This window comes from Micromonospora sp. NPDC003944 (genome assembly GCF_053605225.1).
In genome coordinates, this window is sequence record NZ_JBSGIV010000041.1 from 1 (window position 1) to 21,469 (window position 21,469).

Below are 21,469 nucleotides of genomic sequence, written 5' to 3' on the forward strand. Positions count from 1 at the left end.
GGTGTGACTTTAGTTCAGCGGTGGGCATTACCGATCGCGCCCCCAACGGCCCGCGGCGCCCCCCGCCCCCCGGCCCGGGCCGGCTGGCGTCCCGCTGCTCGGGCCCGGACTCCGAACAGCGGGACGCGACCCGGCGGCCAGGTCTGGGGCCGACGGTTGTCGTCAGGGCGGCCCGGGTGTGCGCCCCCGCTCAGCGGCGTGCGCTGGGCAGGTGGGCGGGCCGGTGTCGTCGCACGACTGTGCCGCCGCTGCGACGCCCTGGGTTTCCGATGGCCGTTCATGCCTCGGCCGCGCGGCGTGCGGGTCGCCCGGTGGTGGTCTCGGGCCGTCTCGCGCCGGCCACGTGCCACCCGCCCCACGCCACGATCGTCGTCCGCCACGGCTCGGGTCGGTGTGACAGCTCCGTCACCACGGCCCGAGGTCGTTCGAGTAACGACGACTGTCCGTCACGTTAGCGTTAACAGTGAGCGATTGTCCATAGACAACGGTCTTCGCCCACTGGTCAGGACGGCCCACTCGGACGCCGACGGGGCCGTGACCGCCGGCGGAAGCGGTCTCCCCAGGGCGCGGGGAAGGGTCACGACCGTGGTGGTGCGGCGCTGTCGCGGACGATGAGTTCGGTGGCCAGCTCGACCCGTGGGCTCTCGGTCCGCTCGCCGCCGGCGAGGCGCAGCACGGTACGCGCGGCAAGCATGCCCATCTCGGCCAGGGGTTGACGGACGGTGGTCAGCGGTGGGGAGCACCACCGCACCTCCGGCAGGTCGTCGAAGCCGACCACGCTGACGTCGTCGGGCACCCGTAGGCCTCGTTTGCGGACCGCCTCGTAGACGCCGAGGGCCATCTGGTCGCTGGAGGCGCAGATGGCGGTGGGTGGGTCGGGCAGGGCCAGCAACTGCGTACCCGCGGTGAACCCGGACTCGTGGTAGAAGTTTCCGGGGCGGATCAGGGCGTCGTCGATGGGGATTCCGGCGGCGCCGAGGGCGGCGCGATAGCCGTCCATCCGGGCCCGGCTGCACATCAGGTGCGGCGGGCCGGCGATGAAGCCGATGCGGCGGTGGCCGAGGCTGAGCAGGTACTGGTTGGCGCTGAGGCTGCCCGCCCAGTTGGTGGCGCCGATGGTCGGTGACTCCTGCGGGTCGACCCCGGCCGGGTCGATGATGACGACAGGTAGGTGCAGCCGGCGCAGCTCGGCCTGCAACGGTGGGTTCACCATCGAGGTCACAAAGATGATTCCCTCGGTGGAGCGCGTACGCATGTTGTCGAGCCACTGCTTGGCCGAGGAGATGCGCCAGTGGATGGCCGACACGACGGTGCCGACGCCGCTGGTCTGGCCGACGTCCTCCACCCCGCGGATGATCTCGACGGCCCACGGGCTGTCCAGGTCGTTGAAGACCAGGTCGATGAGGGCGGCTTCGGTGCGCCGGGTCGGTGACCGGCGGCGGTAGCCGTGCCGGTTGAGCAGCGCCTCGACACGTTCCCGGGTGTCCGCTGCGACGTCGGAACGGCCGTTGATGACCCGGGAGACGGTGGGCACGGAGACTCCGGCCAACCGTGCGATCATGGCGATGGTGACGTTCCGGCCGTTCTCCGTGCCCACTGTCCCCCCTGCGTCCTGCTGGAAACCTCGGGTCTGCTCGCGGTGGTGCGCTGTCATCCCTTGACGCTGCCGGTGAGACCGCCGATGAGTTGCCGTTCGGCCACCGCGTAGAAGCCCAGGGCCGGCAGCATGGACAGCACCACATAGGCGAGCACCCGTGCGCTGTCGGCGGTGTACTGGCCCTGGAATGCCTGGACCCCGACGGGCAGGGTCCACCAGCTCTGGTCGGTGAAGACCACCAACGGGAGCATGAAGTTGTTCCAACTGGTCACGACCGCCAGCACCGACACGGTGGCCAGGGCCGGACGGGCCATCGGCAGCAGCACCCGCCAGAAGAAGCCGAAGGGGCCGCAGCCGTCGAGAACGGCGGCCTCCTCGACCTCGGCCGGGATGGTGCGGAAGAACTGGCGCAGGATGATGATGGTGATCGGCAGCCCGAAGGCCGCCTGCGGCAGGATGACGCCGAGCGGGTTGTCCAGCAGGCCCAGCCCGCGCAGCAGGACGAACAGCGGCAGGATCGCCACCGCGAACGGGAACATCAGGCCGATCGCGAACAGGGTCACCAGGAACTCGCGGCCCCGGAAGGCGTACCGGGCGAAGACGAACGCCGCCAACGCCGCCGCGCCGACCACGATGAAGGTGCTTGTCGCGGCGATGAGAAGGCTGTTGCCGAGCTGCCGCCAGAACACCCCGGAGGCCAGGATGTCGGTGTAGTTCGACGGCACCCACGGGTCGGGCATGCCCAGCGGGTTGGTGGAGAGCTGGCCGTTGTCCTTGAACCCGCCGAGCACGCCGAACCAGACGGGTACGACGATGAGCGCTCCGACGACGACGCAGACGAGGTGCAGCACGAGGCCGCGGGTCGGCCGGGCGCGGTTCACCGTGCCGGTCATAGCTGGCCTCCCTGGTTGGTGATCGCGCCGGCGGTGTCACGACGGAGGACGATGCGCTGGTAGAAGAGGGCGAAGACGAGGCTCAGCAGGAACATCACGATGCTGATCGCGCTGGCGTAGCCGACCTCGAACCGGCGGAAGCCGTACTCGTACATCGTCACGGCCATGGTCTCCGAGGAGTGGATCGGCCCGCCGCCGGTGAGCACCCAGACCATGTCGAACAGTTGGATGGTGCCGATGACCGACAGGAACACGCTGATCCGGATCGTCGGCCCGAGCAGCGGCAGGGTGACGTGCCGGAACGCCTGCCAGGCGCTGGCGCCGTCGGTGACCGCCGCCTCGGACAACTCCTTGGGAATGCCCTGCCGGGCGGCGAGGAAGAGCATCATGTAGAGGCCGAAGTACTTCCAGGACACCACGAGGAAGACGGCGTACAGCACGGTGTCCGGGTCGGCGAAGACCGCGCCGGCGTCGGCGCTCAACCACGTCGCGATCGCGTCGCCGAAACCCCGGTTCGGCGATAGGACCAGGGTGAACAGAACGGCCGTGGTGACCTCGGAGAGCACGTACGGCGCGAAGAAGATCAGCCGGTAGGCGGCCCGCCCCCGCACCGGCTGGTTGAGCAGCATGGCCAGGGCCAACGCCGCGGGCAGTTGCACGAACAGAGACAGCAGCACCAGCACGAGACCGCGCCACAGGTCGCCCCGGAAGGTCGGATCCTGGAAGGCGCGGGTGTAGTTGTCCAGCCCGATGAAGTTCTCCGGCAGGCCGAAGCCGTTCCACTTGTAGAGGCTGGCGTAGCTGGCCACCAGGATGGGAGCGACGACCAGCAGCAGGAACAGCACCAGGGCTGGAGCGAGGAAGATGGCGAGGACGCCGCGGCGGCCCGGCCGGGGCTGGCGGCCACGCTGTCGCGCGACGCCCGGCCCCGGTGCTGGCGGGTCCGTCGCCGGGTCGCCGTGCCTGGTGTCCGACACGGTCGATGGCCTGGTCATGCCTACTCCACAGGGGATTCGCCGGCTACGGCTGGATGGGTGCTCGCGGTCAGACGGTCTTCGCGACCTGGGTGATGTCCTTGACGATCTGCGCGGGCGACTTGTTGCCGGCGACCAACTCGGCGACGCTGTCGTTGATCTGCGAGCCGAGCGCCGGCGCGTACGCCTGGTCGAGGTAGAGCTGGAAGCCGGCGTAGCCGGCCAGGGTCTCCGCGAGGAGTTTGCCGTTGGCGTCGGGGATGGCGGACGCGGCCTCCTTGACCGTGGGCAGCACTGCCCCGGTCTGCGCGGACTTGCGCTGGTTGTCCGCGCTGAGCAGGAACTTCAGGAAGTCGGCGGTGGCCGCCGGGGCGTCCTTGCCGATGGCGAAGCCGTTGCCACCGCCGAACACCTCCGTCATGGCGCCCTTTCCACCGTCGACGGTGGGGAAGGGGAAGAAGCCGACCTTGTCGCCGAGGCCCTTCTTGCTCGTGGAGCTGGAGGCCTGCACCGCCGGCGCCCACTGCCCCATCAGCTCCATTGCCGCCCCGCCGTTGCCCATGGCGGCGGCCTGCCCGTCTGGGGTGCCGTACGCCGCGCCGAGGAACCCCTTCTGGAACGGCTGAAGGTCGACGAGTTCCTTCAGCCGGTCTCCGGCGGCGACGAAGTCGGGCGAGTCGAAGTTCTTGTCGTCGACCGCCTTCTGCAGCGCGCCCACCCCGCCGATGCGCATCACGAGGTAGGACCAGTAGTAGTGGCCCGGCCACTTGTCCTTGCCGGCCAGGGCGATCGGGGTGATGCCGGCGGTCTTGAGCTTGCGGACCGCGTCGAGCAGGCCCGCCCAGGTGGTGGGCGCGGCGGTGACGCCGGCACGGGTGAAGAGGTCCTTGTTGTACCAGAAACCGACCATGCCGATGTCGAACGGAACGCCGTAGATCTTGCCGTCGATCGTGTACGGCTCCATGGCTGCGGGCAGCAGCCCGCCGATCCACGGCTTCACGTCGTCGGTGATGTCCTTGACCAGCCCAGCGTCCACCTGCTGTTTGAGCACGCCGCCACCCCAGGACTGGAAGAGGTCGGGTGGGTCACCGGCCTGGGTGGCGGTGGTGAGTTTGGCTTTGAACGCCTCGTTCTCCAGGGGCTGGATGTCGAGCGTGACGTTCGAGTGTGCGGCCTTGTACTCGGTGGCCAGCGCCGCCCAGACCGGGAGCATCGGCTCGGTGTTCTGGATGTGCCACCAGTTGATGGTCTGCGGAGCGTTCGGGTCGCTGGACTCGTCGTCGCCGCAGGCGCTCAGCAGGTAGGCGCCGGCACCGGCGCCGGCAAGGCCGAGCAGCGTTCGGCGGGAAAGGTGCGTAGTCATGATCTATCCCTTCGGGGGCTCACGGGCTTGCTCGGATACCGCCCAAGCCGGTGATGAAGATCTATGGATCTCCGAAACTTTCAACGCTTAGCCGGTAATGTCCATCGATGGCCGGCACGCTACGAGCTGTCGTCCCAGCGGTCAAGACCTCTGTCCTATTGCGATAAGACCGGCTAGCGTAGGCAGGGCTTGCAGTGATCCGGGACCACGATTTTCCGGAAGTTCCAGACAGCCCGTCCAGAGGAGCTCTCGTGTCGACCGACATCGCTAACGTGGCGACCGCTACCCGGTCGATCCGCAATCCCGTCCTCGCCGGGTTCCACCCGGACCCGTCGATCCTGCGCGTCGGCGACGACTACTACCTGGCCACCTCGACCTTCGAGTGGTATCCGGGGGTCCTCGTGCACCACTCGCGCGATCTGGTGAACTGGCGCAGCCTCGGTGGGATCATCACCGACCGACGCCTGCTCGACCTGCGGGGGTGCGGCGACTCCAACGGGGTGTGGGCGCCCGACCTGACGTACCACGACGGCCAGTTCCACCTCGTCTACAGCGACGTGGCCAGCTTCGCCAGCGGTTACTGGGACCCGCAGAACTTCGTGGTCACCGCCGAGGACATCGCCGGCCCCTGGTCCGACCCGGTGAAACTGCACGGGCGCGGGTTCGACGCGTCGCTGTTCCACGACGACGACGGCACCACGTGGCTGCTGGGCATGAGCGCGGACTGGCGACCCGGCCGCGACCGCTTCGGTGGCATCGAGATCCAGCAGTACGACCGCGCCGCACGTCGTCTGGTCGGCAGCCCTCGCATCCTGTTCACCGGCTCTCCGGTCGGGCTCACCGAGGGTCCACACCTGTACCGCCACGACGGCTGGTACTGGCTGATCACCGCCGAGGGCGGCACCAGTTGGGAGCACCAGGTCACCGTGGCGCGGTCCCGGGAGCTGTTCGGGCCGTACGAGGTGGACCCGGACGGGCCGCTGCTCACCTCCTTCGGGCGGCCCGACCTGCGGTTGCAGAAGGCGGGGCACGGCAGCCTGGTCCGTACGCAGAACGGCGAGTGGTACCTGGCCCACCTGGTCGGCCGCCCGTACTCGCCGCTCGGCAACTGCGTGCTGGGGCGGGAGACCGCGATCCAGCGGGTCGAGTGGCCCTCGGACGACTGGCCGCGGATCGACGCCGGAGTGCCAGCGGACGAGGTCGTCGCACCCGACCTGCCCGCGCACCCGTGGCCGGCCGAACCGGAGACAGACCACTTCGACGCCCCCGAGCTGGGCCGGTGCTGGTCGACGCTGCGCCGCCCGGCCACCCCGGACTGGGTCGACCTGCACACCCGCCCGTCGTACCTGCGGGTGCACGGCGGGCAGTCGCCGGTTGGTCGACAGGCACCAAGCCTGGTGGGGCGACGTGTCGGCGCGATGGAGTGCTCGCTGGAGACGGTGGTGGAGTTCGCACCGGCCGACCACCGACAGCTCGCCGGGATCACCGCCTACTACAACACCCTGAACTGGCACCACCTCTACCTGACCCGCGCCGACGACGGGCGGACGGTGCTGGAACTGCTCAGCTCCGACAACGGGCGGCGCACCGCGTACCCCGACCTGACCGTCGATGTCGGCGGCGTCACCCGGGTCGGCCTGCGGGCCGTCTTCGACGGGCCGGCGGTGCGCTTCGACTACGACCTCGGGGCTGGTTGGCAGCGGCTGCCTGCCGAGCTGGACGCGACAATCCTGTCCGACGAGCACGCCGCGCTGATCATCGACGGTGAGCCGGCGGCGTGGGGCTTCACCGGGGCCTTCCTCGGCCTGTGGGTACAGGATCTGGGCAGCGACGGCGTGTACGCGGACTTCGACCTGGCCACCTACCGGGAGCAGTGACCACGCGGACGGCACCGGAGGGCGCCGTCCGCGGTCCACTCGTCCTACTTGACCTGGGCGGCGACCACACGCAGTTGACCCAGGGTGGTGCGGAGACCGTGACCGGCCGCGGTCGGGTCCTCGGCGAGCAGGCCGCTGACGGCCATGGTCTGCGAGCGGGTGGTGGCGACGGCCTCCGCACCGGAGCCGTCGAGGTCGAACACACCGAAGTCGCCGCTGAGCGTCCGGAACGTCGGGCCAGCCGGGTCCTGCGCGAGGTAGAGCACCACGACCTGACCTGCCTTGAGCGTCGACATGTGCGCCATGTCGGGCACACCTGTGGGCAGCGCGGCGAGCGTGATCCTCGACCCGGCCCGCACCGTCGACCCGGACGTCGCGCGCAGGACCTCGTCGACCCGGAACCCGGCGGCCTCGACCTCGCCGCGTACCACCAGATCCGCGGTCTCGCTGAGCTGCCGCACGGTGCCGTACCCGCGCAGCTTGCCCTTGACCGGCGGGGGCGCCACGTCGGTCGGCGTGGCGGCGCTGCTCGGTGCGGCGCTGCTCGGTGCGGCGCTGCTCGGTGCGGCGCTGCTCGGTGCGGCGGCCGGGCCGGCACCGCCGCCGCTGCCGCAGGCGGACAACGCGGCCACGGCGAGCACGGCGGCGGCCGTGACCCCCAGAGACCGGGTACGGCGAAGGTCGACTGCCATGGAACGCTCCTCGCGTCTCGGTGCCGTCCCGGGTCGTCTCGCTCGGAACGCGGCACTGCTTACGCTCTCTATCTGTGCGTCTCCGGCACCGAGTTCCATTCTTTTCCGAGCTGGTTGCTTCGGGCTCAGCGGCGCTCGTCGGCGAGCCGACGAAGCTCGGCAAGCGTGGTGACGAACGCGCGGCCCGTCCCGGTGGCGTCCTCGGTGCGCAGGCCGGTGACCGACATCGCCGGTGACCGGCTGGTGGCCGTCTCCCCGGCAAGGTCGAAGATTCCGACGTCGCCGCCGAGCGGGCGGTAGACGCCCGTAGCCGGGTCGGCGAGTCCCAGGTAGAGGACGCTCGGCTGGCCGGCGCTCCCGGCCACCTCGGCCGCCACCGTGATCTGGGTGGAGACGCGGGCCTCCGGGGCGCGGTAGAGCACCTCGGCCACCCGGTAGACCGCCCGTCCGTCCGCCACCGACGCCACCTCGCCCCGGACCACCAGGTCGGCCGAGTCGGTGAGGTGACGCACCGTGCCGTACCCACGATTCTTGGCGGCCGGGCCCGGCGGCGCCGGCCGGGCGGCCGGGCCGCTCGCATCGGGTGACGGGAGCGCCGTGACCCGCTCCCGGGACCGCCAGGCTTGCAGGTAGGTGGCGGCCATGACGTCCTCCGCCGTGGCCCAGTCGGCGGTGAGCCGGAACGCGTGGTTGTACACCGAGCGCGCGTACGTGTCGAACAGTTCGGCGAACGCACCGGGATCACCGGCTCGCACCCGGGCACGCAGACTCGACTCCATGACCATCTTCTGTCCGTCGGACGGTGCTGGTTCCGACGGACCGGCCCGTTGATCAGTTACGGCCCGACGATAGCCACCGACGGGTACGCGGCGCCAACAACAGGGTGAACAGGTGCCGTCACGCCGCGCTGACGTCGATTGACGGGGAATCGACGTACTGGTATCTGTTAATACAGTTTCCTGATGCTCGCGGTGCCCGCCGGGGCCGAACGCCGCGCCGGGTCACCGACCGGTTGGCGGCCCGCCGCCCCGTCCCCGAGGAACACCATGGTTCACAAGAGAACAGCCGCCTACGTCGTGGGCACCCTGCTTGTCGGCGTCGCCGCCGTCGGCTACGGCCTGCCGTCGGCGAGCGCCGCGACCGCCGGCCCGATCACCGGCCTCGGCGGCAAGTGCATCGACGTGGCCGGCGCCAACTCGGCGAACGGCACCGCCGTGCAGCTCTACGACTGCAACGGCAGCGCGGCCCAGACGTGGACCGTCGGCAACACCGACAACTCGATTCGCGCCCTCGGCAAGTGCCTCGACGTCACGGCCGCGTCGACAGCCAACGGGGCCAAGATCCAGCTGTACGACTGCAACAGCACCGGCGCCCAGAAGTGGACCGCCAGCAACGGCGCGCTCGTCAACTCCGGCTCCGGCAAGTGCCTCGACGTCACCGACCGGAGCACCGCGAACGGCGCCCGGTTGCAGATCTGGACCTGCGGCGGCACGAGCAACCAGCAGTGGACCCTGCCGGGCGGCGGCACCACCACTCCTCCGACCACGGCCCCGGCCGGCACCAACCTCGACGACCCGACGAAGAAGAACGTCGCCATGCAGCTCGTCTCGGCCGCGGAGAACTCCTCGCTCGACTGGCGCGCGCAGTTCTCCTACATCGAGGACATCGGCGACGGGCGCGGCTACACCGCCGGCATCATCGGCTTCTGCTCCGGCACCGGCGACATGCTCGAACTGGTCCAGGCGTACACGAACACCAAGCCCAACAACGTCCTGGCCGGCTACCTGCCGGCACTGCGCGCCGTCAACGGCACCCCGTCACACTCGGGCCTCGACCCGAACTTCCCCCGCGACTGGCGGACCGCCGCCACCGACTCCGTCTTCCAGGCCGCCCAGGAGGCCGAACGGGACCGGGTCTACTTCAACCCGTCGGTCCGCGACGGCAAGAACGACCAGGTCCGGGCGCTCGGTCAGTTCGCCTACTACGACGCGGCTGTCATGCACGGGTACGAGGGCATGCGCCAGATCCGCAACCGGGCCCTGGCCCGCGCCAAGCCCCCGGCCCAGGGCGGCGACGAGCGGACCTGGCTCAACGCCTTCCTCGACGAGCGGGTCATCGAGATGAAGAAGGAGGCGGCCCACTCGGACACCTCCCGCGTCGACACCGCCCAGCGGGTGTTCCTCAACAACGGCAACTTCAACCTGAACACGCCGCTGGTGTTCGCCGTCTACGGCGACCAGTTCCGCATCGGCTAGCTCGGTGGTGGTGGCGGGGTCGTCGGCACTTCGTGCCGGCGACCCCGCACGTGACCGCCCGAGGCTGACAAACGGGAACTGTTCGGTTTCCGTCAGTCGCCGCGCTCCTCTCCGTAGCAGCGCGGGAGGCGGCCCTGGCTTAACCTGCGGTAGTGGATGGACGTCAGAGAGTCACGCAACGGACACAGCGCTTCCGCCGTGGTGATCTCTACTGGATCACTCCGGTCGGAGTGCTGACCGCAGTGGCAACCTTCCTGCTCGCCCGGGTACCCGAACAAGGCGCCGACATCGCCACCATTCTCGCCTTACCAGTAGCGGTGGTAGCGACAATGGCCGGGATCCTCGCGGTGCGGGGCGGAACCCCAACCGACGGCCCGCCGCGGACGGCAGGCGGCCACCGGATGCGATACTGGCCGGCCGCCACGCTGGCCGGAGTGACGCTCTGCGCGACACTGGCCGCGATCCTTCTGCACCTCCCATCTGACCGGGACGACGCCGCGAAGAAGCTCTCCGGTCCCTTGCGGATCGGCATCACCGGCGTGATTCCAGGATGGAGCGAGAAGAACGGCGAACGTTACGAAGGCTTCGAGATAGCACTCATCGACTACCTGCAGGCCCGGCACGGGTTCACGCCACAGTACGTGGAACTGCATCCCGAAGAGCAGACGGAGGCCTTGGACTCGGACCGGGTCGATCTCGTGGTGGGAAATTACACGATCTCGGAGGCCCGACATGCGAGAGTCGTGTTCGCTGGCCCCTACTACGCGGACAAAGTCGGGATCTACCTGTCCGCGCGCAAGGTCAAGAAGCCAGCCGTGGCCGCCGAGTTGACCGGTTGCGCGCTCCCGATAACCTACCCTCGACCCGACGACCTGGGCGTGACCTTCGAGCAGGCTTCAAGCCTGCAGGAATGCATGCTCCGACTCTTCGATCCCGAGGATCGGATCAATGCCGTCTTCATGCACCACTCCGTCCTCGTCAGCCTGGCGGTCCGTCGAGGTCTGAATCCGCGGGACATCGTCCTGTTCAAGCAACACGAGTACGCCTTGTACGCAATAGGGCTGGCGAAACGCAACCAGAAGCTGTGCCGGGCGCTCGGGCGGGACATCGACCTGTTCTTGCACCAGGAGTGGGACAGGGCAGCCGCCCGCCATCTGCCCTATCTCGACCGGTCGGGCAAACCGATGTACGGCTATCCCACCTTCTGCGACTGAGCCGCCCTGCCACAGCGGGTCATCAATGTCGTACACCCGTTCTAGTCTCAGGTCATGGTCGAGGAGTTGGCGCAGGCAGACGACGCAGTCGCCGCCTGTGTCGACGGCGCGGTCTGGGCCCTTCCGGAGCGCGACCTGATCACCGCTCTCGACGACGCGCACCGCCTTCAACAACGCCTCGCCGCCGTCACCCTCGCCCTGGTCCGTGAGCTGGACGGCCGCGGCACGGCACGCGCTCAGGGTGCCTCCTGCACCACGGTCTGGCTGCGCGAACGTCTGCGGCTGACCGTCCCTGCCGCGCGCCGCCTTGTCGACCTCGCCACCGCCGTGGAGACCGGTCACCCCGGCATCCGGCAAGCCCTGGCCGGTGGCACCCTCAGCCCGGAGCACGCCCGGGTCATCGCCGACACCATGGACTCCGTCGCCAGGTCGGCCGACGCCGAGACCGCCGACAGGGCGATCGGTGTCCTGGTCGGCTGGGCTGGGCAGTTCGACCCCACCCACCTGCGCAAGCTCGCCACCCGCATCCTCGACCACGTCGCCCCCGACCTGGCCGACGCCGCCGCCCGCGCCGCCCTGGAGGCCGAAGCCGCCCGCGTCGCCCGCGACCGCCATTTCACCCTCTCCGAGCAGACCGACGGGCGCCTCCGACTCAGCGGCACCCTCGACGCCGAAGCCGCCGGCCTGCTGCGGGCCGCCATCGACCCACTGACCGCCCCGTCCGGGTCGGACGACTCCCGGTCCCCCGGTCAACGACGCCACGACGCCCTCGCCGACGTGTGCCGACTCGCCCTGCGGGCCGGTGAGCTGCCCGACAGCGGTGGCGACCCTGCCCAGGTCGTCGTCACCACCAGCTATGACGGGCTGACCCAGCAGTTGTCCAGCGGCGCGCTCGACATCGGCCTCACCCTCAGCCCAGGCACGGTGCGCCGACTCGCCTGCGACGCCACCATCCTCCCCGCCGTCCTCGGCGGCACCGGCCAGGTCCTCGACGTCGGCCGACAACGCCGACTCATCACCGGGCCGCTCCGCCGCGCCCTGGTGCTGCGCGACCGCGGCTGTGCCTTCCCCGGCTGCGACCGCCCACCCCGCTGGTGCGCGGCCCACCACATCCACCACTGGGTCGACGGCGGCCCGACCACCCTCGACAACGCCGTCCTGCTCTGCGGCCACCACCACCGACACGTCCACCAGAGCGACTGGGTCGTCCGGCTCGGCAACGACGGGCACGCCGAGTTCGTCCCGCCCGCCTGGCTCGACCCCGAGCAACTCCCCCGCCGCAACCACTACCACCGACGACCATAGGAGCAGCCCGCCGTGGTGCTGGAGTGCGGTACCTGTCGTCGTGGACGACGCCGATGCGTACCGCAGGCGAGGACCGCTGTGCACAACCCGTGGCCGCAGCCTCGCGCGGCGGCTTGACCTCAAGCTCGGGTGAGGTCCTAACCTGCCGTATCGGAGGTAACGAATGAGCATGGAAGTTACCGCGTGGATGTCCCTGCACCACGCGATGAACGCGCAGGACGAGCGACCGCTGTCCCGCGCGACCCTGAAGCGGATCGCGCGGTTCGCCCGGCCACACCGCGCCTTGATCATTAGATTCCTGTTGCTGAGTGTGGTGACGGCGGTTCTCACGGTCGCGGCGCCAATCCTCGCCGGCCGGGTGGTCGATGCGATCGTCGACGGCGCCGACAGCGGTGTGGTGATCCGGTTGGCGGTGTTGATCGCCGTGATCGCCCTCGCCGAGGCGGGGCTGGGTCTGGTGACGCGGTTCCTCTCCGCAAGCATCGGTGAGGGGTTGATCGTCCAGCTGCGGACTGCCGTCTTCGACCACGTTCAGCGCATGCCTGTGGCGTTCTTCACCCGGACCCGCACCGGTGCGCTGGTCAGCCGGCTGAACAACGACGTCATCGGTGCGCAGCGGGCGTTCAGCGACACCCTGTCGAGTGTGGTGGGCAACGCTGTCACGCTGGCGCTGACGTTGGCGGTGATGCTCACCTTCTCCTGGCAGATCACGCTGCTGGCGCTCGTCCTGCTGCCCATCTTCGTCCTCCCGGCCCGGCGGATGGGTTCGCGGCTCGCCCAGTTGCAGCGCGAGGCGGCCGAACACAACGCCGCCATGAGCACCCGGATGACAGAACGGTTCTCCGCGCCGGGTGCCACGCTTGTCAAGCTGTACGGGCGGCCGGCCGAGGAGTCCGCCGAGTTCGCGGCACGGGCACGTCGGGTCCGAGACATCGGCATCCGCGCCGCGATGCTCCAGTGGGTCTTCATCACGGCGCTCACCGTGGTCGGCTCGCTGGCGTTGGCCCTGGTCTACGGGCTGGGTGGCCTCTACGCCCTGCGGGGCAGCCTGGACGCCGGGACGGTGGTGGCCCTCGCGCTGCTCCTCTCGCGGCTCTACGCACCGTTGACCTCGCTGGCCAGTGCTCGGGTCGAGGTGATGAGCGCGCTGGTGAGCTTCGAGCGGGTGTTCGAGGTTCTCGACCTCAAGCCGCTGATCCTCGACAGGTCCGACGCCCGACCCCTGCCGGACGGGCCGGTCGCTGTCGAGTTCGACGGGGTCCGGTTCGGGTACCCCTCAGCGGACAAGGTGTCGCTCGCGTCCCTCGAGGACGTGGCGAAGCTCGACACCCGCGGCGGCGAGGAGGTGCTGCACGGGGTGTCGTTCCGCGCCGAAGCAGGGCAGATGGTGGCGCTCGTCGGGTCCTCCGGGGCGGGCAAGTCGACGATCGCGCAGCTCGTGCCGAGGCTGTACGACGTCGAGGACGGCACGGTGAAGCTCGCCGACGTCGACGTACGCGACCTGTCCGCCGAGTCGATCCGGACGGCGTTGGGCGTGGTGACCCAGGACGGGCACCTCTTCCACGAGAGCATCCGCGCCAACCTGGCGTTCGCCCGGCCGGACGCGACCGAGGACGAGATGTGGGAGGTGCTCCGGCGGGCGCGACTCGACGACCTGATCCGCTCGCTGCCCGACGGACTGGACACCGTCGTCGGCGAGCGCGGCTACCGGCTGTCCGGCGGGGAACGGCAACGGCTCACCATCGCGCGACTGCTGCTGGCCCGTCCGCGCGTGGTCATCCTCGACGAGGCCACCGCGCATCTCGACTCCACCTCGGAGGCGGCGGTGCAGGACGCCCTCGCCGAAGCCCTGACCGGCCGGACGAGCGTGGTCATCGCGCACCGGCTCTCCACCATCCGGGCGGCCGACCAGATCCTCGTCGTGGAAGACGGACGGATCGTCGAGCGCGGGCGTCACGGTGACCTGCTCGCGGCCGGCGGTCGCTACCACGAGCTGTACCGCACCCAGTTCGCCCAGGAACAGCCGACAGACCAGGACCAGCCGACGGACCAGGAGAAGCCGATGGTCCAGGAGCAACGCGTCGCCCTCTGACGGTCCCCGCGTACCCCAGACGAACGCGGGGGTCGGCCCGTCCGCGAAGGACGGGTACGACCACCGCGCGTCACGGGGGTACGTGCGGAGTCGGCACCGCCGCCCGCCCCGGGAAGGGCGGGCGGCGGCGGCCGGTCAGTCGTCGTCGTTGTCGTCGTCCTTGTCGTCGGCGTCGTCGTCGTGGTCGACCGGCTCCTGCTCTGCCTTGACCACCGAACCGTTGTCCCGGTCGACGTCCACCTCGTGCTCGGTGTCACCGGCGACGATCTCGACGCTCCACACCGGCCGGCCGTTCTCCTGCTCGGCTTCGACCTCGACGATCTGACCGCCACCGGCCTTGGCGAGCGCAATCTCACCGGCGCGCTTCTCGTCGACCGCGCTGCCCGCCGGCGCGCTGCCGGTCGACGGCGTACCGGACGGCGTGCCGGCCGACGGCGTACCCGACGGGGTGCCGGCCGACGGCGAACCGGTGGTGTCCGGTGCGACGGTGGCGGTCGGCGGCGCGACGGTCGCCGCGGCGAGCGCGGTGCCGCCGGTGCGTGAGTCGTTCGCGGCGTTGACGCCGAGCGCGACCCCGGCCACCGCCAGCACCGCCGACCCGCCGACCGACGCCAGAAGCAGATTGGTGCGCTTCATCGTGGTGTCCACCTTTCCTCGGTTGTCGACTCCGAGGATCGGTCAGATCGGGATAGCACCGCGCTGTCCGAACGCTAAGGCCGGGTTAAGCCGGCTGGTGCCGAGCCGGGCAACCGATGACGTCGGCCTGCGCTGAGCTCGCAGAGCATCGCCCGGCACGAACGAGTCAGAGCGCCATCCGCATGAAAACGTTGGCGCGCTCGTACGGCGCCAGCGGGATCTGTTCCGGACTGACGTGCTGGAAACCGACGTTTTCGTAGAGGTGCACGGCGTTCGCAAGCTTGCTGTTGCTGCCCAGGAACAGGGTGGTCGCGCCGAGCTGGCGGGCGCGCGCGATCGCCGCCTGGATGAGCTGGCGTCCGATGCCCCGGCCGCGGGCCGCCGGCATGACCGCCATCTTCGACAACTCGAAGACCTCCGCCGAGCTGCGGACTACCGCGGCACAGCCGACGATCTCCCGGCCGTCCCGGACGATCAGCACGTCGCCACCCGGGTCGACGATGGATGTGAACGGGTCGTCGAGCGTCTTGTGGTCGGACTCCTCCAGGGCGGCGAAGAAGTGGGAGATCCATTCTTCGTTCAACGTCCGGAAGGCCGTGGCCTCCTCGGCGGTCGTCATGGACGTCACGGTCAGCGTGCTCGGATTCATGGTTCGATTCTCTGGCCCCCGCCAACCGAACGTCCAATATCTTGTTCCGAGCGATTCGTATCCTTGGCGTATGGATCCTGAGCTGCGCCATCTGCGGTACTTCGTCGCGGTTGCCGAGGAGCTGCACTTTGGTCGGGCCGCGGCGCGGCTGCGGATGGCCCAGCCGCCGCTGTCGCAGCAGATCCGCCAGCTCGAGGCGATGATCGGTACGCCGCTGTTCGCTCGTACCTCCCGGTCGGTGGCGCTGACTCCGGCGGGTGAGGCGTACCTGGTCCGATGCCGGCGGGTGCTGGCCGCCGTCGCCGACGACGTACACGAGGCGGGCCGGATCGGGCGCGGGGAGCAGGGGCGCTTCGACATCGGCTTCGTCAGCTCGGCGATCCAGCTCGGGCTGGCCGGGCCGATCCGCCGGTTCCGGGAGTGTCATCCGGCCGTCCACCTACGTCTGCACGAGGCGTTCACGGCGCAGATCGTCGACCGGCTGTCGACCGGCGAGATCGATGTCGGCGTGGTCCGGGACCCGGACGACCACGACGACCTGGTCGGCACCACGTTCGCCACCGAGACCTTCGTGGCCGTCCTGCCGGCCGACCACCCGCGCGCGGGAGACCCCACGATCGACGCCGCGCTGCTGCGGGACGACCTGTTCGTCTTCATCCCCCGGGTGGCCGGCGAGCGGGCCTACCAGCGCAACCTCCGGCCGTGCCTGGATGCCGGCTACACACCGCGCGTCGTCCAGGTCGGCAGCAGTTGGACCACTGTGGCGCACCTGGTCGCGGCCGGCCTCGGAGTGACGATCGCGCCGGCGAGCATCTCCGCCGTGGTGCCCCCGCCGGTGGCGGTAGTGCCGTTGACCGGCACCGGGGCCACCACCGAGATGCGGATCCTGCGCCGCCGGGATGACGACCGGATCACCTCGACAGGCTTCGGAGCTGCGGGGCAGGCGCCCTGACCTCGACGGCGCGCGACCGGCCTCGACCGTACGGGGCAGCCTCCGCGGCACGGGAGTGGCGGGTCCACAGGTAACCCGGCTAACCGCGCCGGTTGAGTTCCGCTTCCAACCGCTGGACGAGCGTCTTGCGGTCCTTGCTGGCGCGCTCGTTGCGCAGCGCGGTCTTGAGCTGTCGGGTGTCGAGGCCTCGGACCAGTTTGGCCGCCTCCGCGACCGACATCTCCGACATCCGTCCGGCGGTGGTGGCATCCCGGCGTGCTCGTTTGGCCGGGCCGGTGTTGGCGACGTACTGCTTGCCCGTTCGGGAGGCTTCGCGCTTCTTCGTGTCGGTCGCCTGCTTCTGGCTCTCCGACATCTCGTCCCAGGCCTTCTTGGGCAGGTAGCGACTCGTCGTGCCGTTCTTGCGGGCACGGGTGTCGCCCTCCTTCGTCTGCCACTTCTCGTTGCCCCAGCGCTGGAGCGCCTTCTGCCGTTCGTCCTTTTGGCCCAGGAATCCGCCGCCGCGCCGCTTGTACTCCTGAGTGACCAGCTGTGACTTGCGCGCCGACCACTGCCCCGGCTTGCCCCCCTTGTCGGAGGCTTGGATCTCTTCCTTGATCTGCTCTCTGAGCTCGGGTTTCGTATACCGTGCCATGACTGGCAGCTACCCGGCGCCGCAGCGGCTATGCCTCCTGCGGCGACGTCGGCGGCCCGAGCCGGAGCAGCACGCGCGCACCACCTCCCGCGACGGCCCCCACCTCCAGTCGGCCACCGGCGGCCTGGGCGGCACGCCTGGCGATGTCCAGGCCGAGGCCCGTGGATCCGGCCGCGCTGGCGCCCCGCCGGATCGCCCCGGCGGGCATGCCGGGGCCCTCGTCAGCGACGGTGAGCACCACCTCGCCCGCCTCGCGGCCGAGCCGGACGGCGAACGGCGTGCCGTCCGGGGTGTGCGCGAAGACGTTGCCGAGCAGGGCGTCCACCGCCGCTGTCAGGTGGTCGGCGGCCACCCCGACGGGGAGGGGGCCGGGTGTCAGGTCGAGGGTGACGGCCCGGCCGGTGTCCTCGGCGAGCACCGACCAGAACGCGACCCGGTCGGCGACGATCGTCGCCGCGTCCGAGGAGGCCGGTTGCGCCGCCGGTGCGTGCCGCCACCGGGCCTGCCGGATCAGCCCGGTGACCGCGCGTTCGAGACCGTCGGCCGCGGTGGTGATCCGGGCGGCGTCGTCCGGGTCCCGCAACGACTCCGCCTCCAACCGCAACGCCGTCAGCGGCGTACGCAGCTGGTGCGACAGGTCGGCCACCTGTTCGCGCTCCTGCACCAGGAGCACCTGGATCCGGCTGGCGAGGTGGTTGAGCGCACCGGCCACCTCACGCAGTTCGGGTGGGCCGGCCGGCGTGACCCGGGCATCCAGCTCCGCGTTGGCCAGCCGGTGCGAGACGGCCGAGAGGTCGCTGATCGGCCGGACCAGGGTGCGCGCCAGCCGGTCGGCGACCAGCAGCCCGATCAGCACCAGGATCACGCCGAGCAGGGCCAGCACCAGCCAGGCCCGGGTGACCCCGGCGGTCAGCTCGTGCTGCGGCACCGCGATCCGGATGACCCCGGTGCCGTCCGCCCGCCCCTGCACGGCGATGACGACCTCCCGGCCGGCCGCCGACTCGCCGGTGAGGCTCTGTCCGCGCGCGGCAAGGGCCACCGCCGGCGTACGCGGTGTCTGGGCGCCCAGCACCGTGCCGTCGGGCAGGAAGACGCTCACCTGTCGACCGGACTCGGCGGCGAGTTGCTCGACGGTGAGCCGGATGGTCGCCGCGTCGGCGGTGCCGACCACCGGCACCAGGCTCTGCGCGTCGGCGGTGGCCCGGACCGTGGCCCGGTCCTCGGCGACGGTGCGCACCAGCAGCGCCAACGGCACCAGGAACGCGACGAGGGTCAGGACGCTCACCGCGGCGACGAGCAGCGCGAGACGTGCCCTCACGGCTGCGCCGCCGGGGCTTCGAGACGTACCCCGACACCCCGCACGGTGTGCAGGTAGCGAGGCTGCTGGGCGTTCTCCCCCAGCTTGCGGCGTAACCACGACAGGTGCACGTCGACGGTCTTGTCGGCACCCCCGTAGGGGATCTGCCACACCTCCGTGAGCAACTCACGTTTGGTGACCACCTGGCCGGGTCGGCCGGCGAGGTGGTGCAGCAGGTCGAACTCGCGGGGCGTCAGCTCGACCACCGTCCCGTCGAGGGTGACCTGCCGGGCTCGGGGGTCGACGCGGAGCCCACCGACGACGAGCGTCGGGTCCTGCCCGTCGGCGCCGGACGGACCGCGCCGCAACACCGCCCGGGCGCGGGCGTCGAGCTGCGCCGCGGTGAACGGCTTGACCACGTAGTCGTCGGCGCCCGCGTCGAGCACCCGCACGATCTCGGTCTCGTCGTCGCGCGCGGTGGCCACGATGACCGGCACCGAGCTGACCGCGCGCAGCATCCGCAGCAGCTCGCGACCGTCCAGGTCGGGCAGGCCAAGGTCGAGCACGACGAGGTCGGGCCGGTCCTCGAGCGCGTCGCGGAGCCCGGCCATCGCGGTCGAGGCCGCAGCGACCGCGTGGCCGCGTTCACGCAGGGCCCGGATCAGCGGGGTACGGATGGTCAGGTCGTCCTCGATGAGCAACAGGCGGGCCACAGCTGGCAGGCTAACCGCTGCCACCGGCAGCGAGGCGCACGTTAACCACGCCTTAGCATCGGGTTGTGCCAACGACAAGGACGGATCGGGGATAGTCGGGTGATGGGCCGTCGTTCGATCCTCGTCGCCACCGGGTGGGTGGCCACCGCCGCCATCGCCACCCTGATCGGCGTCGGCGCGATCCGGTTGGTGGGCGAGAGCCTCACCGGCACCCCGGGCGGGGTGCGCAGCGAGGCCGAGATCGAGCGGGCTCTCGCCGCACCCGAGCCGACGCCCGCTGGCGGGCCGGGCACCGCTCCGGCCGCGCCGGGACCGACGAGCACCGCGCCGGGACCGACGAGCGCCGCGCCGAGCGGCAGCGCCGGGGCCCGCCGGGGGTTCGCCACCGACGGCGGTACGGCCGTCGCCGAGTGCGGCCCCGGCGGCGTACGCCTCGTCTCCTGGGCGCCCGCGCAGGGTTACCGGGTCCGCGACGTGGACCGAGGCCCGGACGACGACGTCGAGGTCACGTTCCAGGGCGCGACCCGGGAGTACGAGTTGAAGGTGCGCTGCATCGGCTCGGAGCCGGTGTCGGTCGCCGACGACTGACAGGGCTGCGATGACGGTCACGCTCGCGCACGCCGGTCATGTCTTTCTCAACTTCGCCAACCAGACGTTCCAGTGGGTGCACGTCAACCGCTTCGAGTTGCCGGAGACGGACGTGCCCGACGACATCCTCGTCGCCGCGCTGATCAGCCACGAGTGGTTCGGCGACAACTACGCCACCGGGCCCGAGCCCGGCGGTGATCCGGAGCGACATGGCCCGTACTGGCGTGATGGGATCACGCCGGACTGCTACGACCGGATCGACGCCGAGACCGCCGAGCGGTGCCTGCGGGCCTGGGCCGAGCAGTTCGCTCCCGCACCCGCGCACCTGCGACCCGAACTGCAGCGTGAGGTGTACCAGCCCTTACCTGTCGCCGATCGCGTGTACCGGCTGCGCGAACTCGGTTCAGCGGCCTTTCATGACTGGGGCGGCGTACACAACGAGTTTCACGAGTTCCTGCTCATCGACCGGGTGAACCGCACCCTGACCCAGATCGTGGCCGCCGACGACTGACCTCGTCGTCTGACCAGGTGCCAGCTGCGCACGATCTCCCGCTGCGCGCCCGACGGCTCGGCCCTCCTGACGTGGGCCGCGCAGCTCCCAGAGCGAGTGGGTGCCCGCGCGCTGCTCTCCGTAGGGGACGAGAACGGTACTTGCGCGAGGCGGTCAACGGCGTCGGCAGAGCCTAGCGGATCAGGAACACATCGGGATTGGCACGCACGCGCGGTACATCTCGGAAGCCTTGGAGAAGTTCGCCAAGCCTAACGGCACCAAGACGAGCGGCCCGCACTGCTGCCGGGGCTGCGGGCCGTCTCAGCTTTCGCCCAGCGCCTGATTCTTCCGGTACTTCTTGATCCACGCTTCTACGTCGGCGCGGTCCCAGACGCGGACCTTGCCGCTGGCCACCGTGTCGATCGGAGCCGGGAAGGTGGGGCGGTTCGTGATCTCGGTGGTCCGGGTGCGCGAAATACCGCCGAGCATGTCGGCGATGTCGGAGAGCGCCACGAGTCTCACGCCCTGACCGTATGCACGTGCTACGGGCACACGTTGCAACTTCCAACCTTGACGGTGCTCACGTTGCAAGGGAAGCTGATCCCTGTAGCGGTCCGGTCACCTGATCGGGGATCGGTGGCCGGACCTGCCCATTCGCGGAGGTGGAGCCGTGCCCATGGACGACGGACCCGTAACGCCAGCGCTGGTCATCTGGACCGCTCAACGGGTGATCACTCAGCATCACGAGCCACCGAGCGAGCACCGGGCCACCGGTGGCTGCAGGCAGTGCCAGGACGGCCGGTGCGAGATGTTGACGTGGGCACGGGACACGCTCCGGGAGCACGGCAGGTGATCGAGCGAGAGTTGCCCCGGTCGGTGTGGGTGCCGATGCTGGCCCGGCAGACCATCGCGGAGCACCAGGCAGGCGGCGTGTGTCGGCGCTGCCGACCAGAGGGGTGCACGGAACTCCAGTGGGCGCACGACAGGTTGAAGGCGTACCGGGTGGCCGGAAACCGGCCGCAGGTTTACTAGAGATCCCTCATTTGCACAATCGCCAAGCCGCGCGTCGACGCCTAGGCGCGCTGCCTGTGATCGGCGGCCGCCGGGCAGACCCTGCTCGCAGGGCCACACCGTAATCACTCGATGAGGAGTAGTTGGCAGGAGTCCACGGGCGCTTCTGAGCATCAAGTGATCGAGGCGAGTCCGCCCCCACCCCCCGATCGGAGGTGAGGGCGGACCCAGGTGGTG

General features: G+C 70.3%; 20 protein-coding genes. 8 read left to right on the top strand and 12 right to left on the bottom strand.

Features of this window, described 5'->3' with window-relative positions; translation table 11 throughout:
• Positions 1-577: 577 nt before the first annotated feature.
• The 4 genes from ACWER9_RS20400 to ACWER9_RS20415 all read right to left on the bottom strand — a co-directional run bounded on the left by ACWER9_RS20400 (position 578) and on the right by ACWER9_RS20415 (position 4,827).
• Positions 578-1,561 (bottom strand): LacI family DNA-binding transcriptional regulator, encoded by a 984-nt coding sequence (locus tag ACWER9_RS20400; RefSeq protein ID WP_452303371.1) that lies wholly within the window; start codon positions 1,559-1,561, stop codon positions 578-580.
• Positions 1,562-1,650: 89 nt separating this feature from the next.
• Positions 1,651-2,490 carry a carbohydrate ABC transporter permease gene (locus ACWER9_RS20405; protein WP_452303320.1) on the bottom strand — a complete coding sequence of 280 codons (840 nt, stop codon included), beginning with the start codon at positions 2,488-2,490 and terminating at the stop codon, positions 1,651-1,653.
• Entirely contained in the window at positions 2,487-3,485 is a 999-nt protein-coding gene (locus ACWER9_RS20410) for a carbohydrate ABC transporter permease (protein ID WP_452303321.1), read from the bottom strand. Before ACWER9_RS20410 ends, ACWER9_RS20405 begins: the two co-directional genes overlap by 4 nt.
• A 49-nt stretch (positions 3,486-3,534) precedes the next feature.
• A complete protein-coding gene (locus tag ACWER9_RS20415) occupies positions 3,535-4,827 on the bottom strand; it encodes an extracellular solute-binding protein (RefSeq protein WP_452303322.1) in 1,293 nt (430 codons plus the stop codon).
• Positions 4,828-5,078: 251 nt separating this feature from the next.
• Here ACWER9_RS20415 and ACWER9_RS20420 point away from each other — a divergent pair, with 251 nt between their 5' ends.
• Positions 5,079-6,704 (top strand): glycoside hydrolase family 43 protein, encoded by a 1,626-nt coding sequence (locus ACWER9_RS20420; RefSeq protein ID WP_452303323.1) that lies wholly within the window; start codon positions 5,079-5,081, stop codon positions 6,702-6,704.
• A 44-nt stretch (positions 6,705-6,748) separates the two neighbouring features.
• Here the strand turns inward: ACWER9_RS20420 and ACWER9_RS20425 are convergent, their stop codons facing one another.
• Together ACWER9_RS20425 and ACWER9_RS20430 are read right to left on the bottom strand one after the other, a co-directional pair.
• Complete coding sequence (locus ACWER9_RS20425) at positions 6,749-7,396, bottom strand: hypothetical protein (RefSeq protein WP_452303324.1); 648 nt, start codon at positions 7,394-7,396, stop codon at positions 6,749-6,751.
• 125 nt (positions 7,397-7,521) lie between these two features.
• Entirely contained in the window at positions 7,522-8,175 is a 654-nt protein-coding gene (locus ACWER9_RS20430; protein WP_452303325.1) for an RNA polymerase sigma factor, read from the bottom strand.
• A gap of 183 nt (positions 8,176-8,358) precedes the next feature.
• Between ACWER9_RS20430 and ACWER9_RS20435 the strand changes: the two genes are divergently transcribed.
• The 4 genes from ACWER9_RS20435 to ACWER9_RS20450 all read left to right on the top strand — a co-directional run bounded on the left by ACWER9_RS20435 (position 8,359) and on the right by ACWER9_RS20450 (position 14,262).
• Entirely contained in the window at positions 8,359-9,651 is a 1,293-nt protein-coding gene (locus tag ACWER9_RS20435; protein WP_452303326.1) for a chitosanase, read from the top strand.
• A 152-nt stretch (positions 9,652-9,803) separates the two neighbouring features.
• A complete protein-coding gene (locus ACWER9_RS20440) occupies positions 9,804-10,865 on the top strand; it encodes a transporter substrate-binding domain-containing protein (RefSeq protein WP_452303327.1) in 1,062 nt (353 codons plus the stop codon).
• A 54-nt stretch (positions 10,866-10,919) separates the two neighbouring features.
• On the top strand, positions 10,920-12,170 hold the full coding sequence (locus tag ACWER9_RS20445; protein WP_452303328.1) for a DUF222 domain-containing protein: 1,251 nt from the start codon (positions 10,920-10,922) through the stop codon (positions 12,168-12,170).
• Between the two features lie 163 nt (positions 12,171-12,333).
• Positions 12,334-14,262, top strand: coding sequence for an ABC transporter ATP-binding protein (locus ACWER9_RS20450; RefSeq protein WP_452303329.1), 1,929 nt, complete (start codon positions 12,334-12,336; stop codon positions 14,260-14,262).
• A 135-nt stretch (positions 14,263-14,397) separates the two neighbouring features.
• Here the strand turns inward: ACWER9_RS20450 and ACWER9_RS20455 are convergent, their stop codons facing one another.
• Positions 14,398-14,898, bottom strand: coding sequence for a PepSY domain-containing protein (locus tag ACWER9_RS20455; protein WP_452303330.1), 501 nt, complete (start codon positions 14,896-14,898; stop codon positions 14,398-14,400).
• 166 nt (positions 14,899-15,064) lie between these two features.
• Entirely contained in the window at positions 15,065-15,547 is a 483-nt protein-coding gene (locus ACWER9_RS20460) for a GNAT family N-acetyltransferase (protein ID WP_452303331.1), read from the bottom strand.
• Positions 15,548-15,617: 70 nt separating this feature from the next.
• On the opposite strand from ACWER9_RS20460, the gene ACWER9_RS20465 reads away from it, so the two are divergent.
• On the top strand, positions 15,618-16,499 hold the full coding sequence (locus ACWER9_RS20465) for a LysR substrate-binding domain-containing protein (protein ID WP_452303332.1): 882 nt from the start codon (positions 15,618-15,620) through the stop codon (positions 16,497-16,499).
• A 79-nt stretch (positions 16,500-16,578) separates the two neighbouring features.
• Here ACWER9_RS20465 and ACWER9_RS20470 read toward each other — a convergent pair whose 3' ends face one another.
• The 3 genes from ACWER9_RS20470 to ACWER9_RS20480 are packed head-to-tail and all read right to left on the bottom strand — an operon-like array spanning position 16,579 to position 19,143.
• Positions 16,579-17,133: a DUF5872 domain-containing protein gene (locus tag ACWER9_RS20470; protein WP_452303333.1), complete on the bottom strand. Its 555-nt coding sequence runs from the start codon at positions 17,131-17,133 to the stop codon at positions 16,579-16,581.
• 28 nt (positions 17,134-17,161) lie between these two features.
• On the bottom strand, positions 17,162-18,451 hold the full coding sequence (locus ACWER9_RS20475; RefSeq protein ID WP_452303334.1) for an ATP-binding protein: 1,290 nt from the start codon (positions 18,449-18,451) through the stop codon (positions 17,162-17,164).
• A complete protein-coding gene (locus ACWER9_RS20480) occupies positions 18,448-19,143 on the bottom strand; it encodes a response regulator transcription factor (protein ID WP_452303335.1) in 696 nt (231 codons plus the stop codon). The genes ACWER9_RS20475 and ACWER9_RS20480 overlap by 4 nt, the downstream gene beginning before the upstream one ends.
• Positions 19,144-19,245: 102 nt before the next feature.
• On the opposite strand from ACWER9_RS20480, the gene ACWER9_RS20485 reads away from it, so the two are divergent.
• Both ACWER9_RS20485 and ACWER9_RS20490 read left to right on the top strand, forming a co-directional pair.
• Complete coding sequence (locus tag ACWER9_RS20485; RefSeq protein ID WP_452303336.1) at positions 19,246-19,731, top strand: septum formation initiator; 486 nt, start codon at positions 19,246-19,248, stop codon at positions 19,729-19,731.
• Between the two features lie 10 nt (positions 19,732-19,741).
• The gene (locus tag ACWER9_RS20490) at positions 19,742-20,242 is read left to right on the top strand and encodes a hypothetical protein (RefSeq protein WP_452303337.1); all 501 of its coding nucleotides are present in this window, start codon (positions 19,742-19,744) and stop codon (positions 20,240-20,242) included.
• Positions 20,243-20,542: 300 nt separating this feature from the next.
• Here ACWER9_RS20490 and ACWER9_RS20495 read toward each other — a convergent pair whose 3' ends face one another.
• Positions 20,543-20,743, bottom strand: a complete 201-nt coding sequence (locus ACWER9_RS20495; protein ID WP_357594255.1) for a helix-turn-helix transcriptional regulator — start codon at positions 20,741-20,743, stop codon at positions 20,543-20,545.
• Positions 20,744-21,469 lie beyond the last annotated feature (726 nt).